The sequence below is a fragment of the Streptomyces sp. MK7 genome (assembly GCF_032658145.1).
Classification (GTDB): domain Bacteria; phylum Actinomycetota; class Actinomycetes; order Streptomycetales; family Streptomycetaceae; genus Streptomyces; species Streptomyces spiralis.
This window is the reverse complement of the sequence record NZ_JAVACL010000133.1, coordinates 1-834: the sequence shown is the minus strand read 5'-3', so window position 1 is coordinate 834 and position 834 is coordinate 1. Positions and strand designations below refer to the sequence as shown.

Genomic DNA, 834 nt, shown 5'->3' with positions numbered 1-834 from the left:
CCTGCGGCGCAGGGTGAGGTACGTGCCTGTGGCGCCGGCGGCGAGCAGGGCGCCCGTGGCGAGGCCCACCGGGAGGGTGGGGAACCGCGAGGTGCCGGTGCTCGCGGCGGTGTTCTGCATCGCCGGGCCCGGGGTGATGCTCGTGGAGACGGGCGCCACGTGGCGGATGGGGCCGACCGACTTGATCGAGCCGTCCGCGTTGAGCAGCACCTGCCTGTTGTTCGGGTGCCGGAAGTCGAACATGCCGTTCAGGGAGCCGGCGGCGGCGTCGAAGGAGTGGTCGCCGATCCGCCCGGTGTGCCAGTTGTCCTCGATGAAGCGGATGATCGACGCCTGGTCGGTCAGCGTGTGGTCGACCTTGTCGACCTTGCTGTAGGGGGAGACGATCAGCAGCGGCTGACGGGTGCCCGGGCCGCAGCGGTCGGCGTAGCCGCCGGACGCCCGGGGGCCGGCCTGGCAGGCGGGGCTGTCGGTGGCCTTGCCGTTGGAGCCGAGGGCGGTGTCGGTGGAGCCGTTGCGCGGGGCGACGTAGGCGTGGTCGTACCAGCCGTCGGAGTCGTCGTAGGCGATCACGACCGCCGTCGACTTCCACTGCGGCGAGTTCTGGATCGCGTTGATCTGCTCGACCAGGAAGTGCTGCTCGTCGATCGGGTCGGAGTATCCGGCGTGACCGTCCTGGTAGGAGGGCGCCTTGACGAAGCTGACGGACGGCAGCTTGCCCGCCTTCAGCGCGGCGGAGAAGTCGGTCAGGTCGTAGTTGTGGTTGGCCTGGCCGTCGTGGCCGATCTCGGCGACGTCCTTGGGCGGCAGGTGGTGCGGGTTGGACGTCGACTT

At 70.3% G+C, this 834-nt stretch carries 1 protein-coding gene; it reads right to left on the bottom strand.

The genetic code is table 11. From position 1 onward, the window contains the following. A partial coding sequence (locus tag R2S09_RS40155) for an alkaline phosphatase family protein (RefSeq protein WP_316746227.1) occupies positions 1-834 on the bottom strand: 834 nt, incomplete at both ends.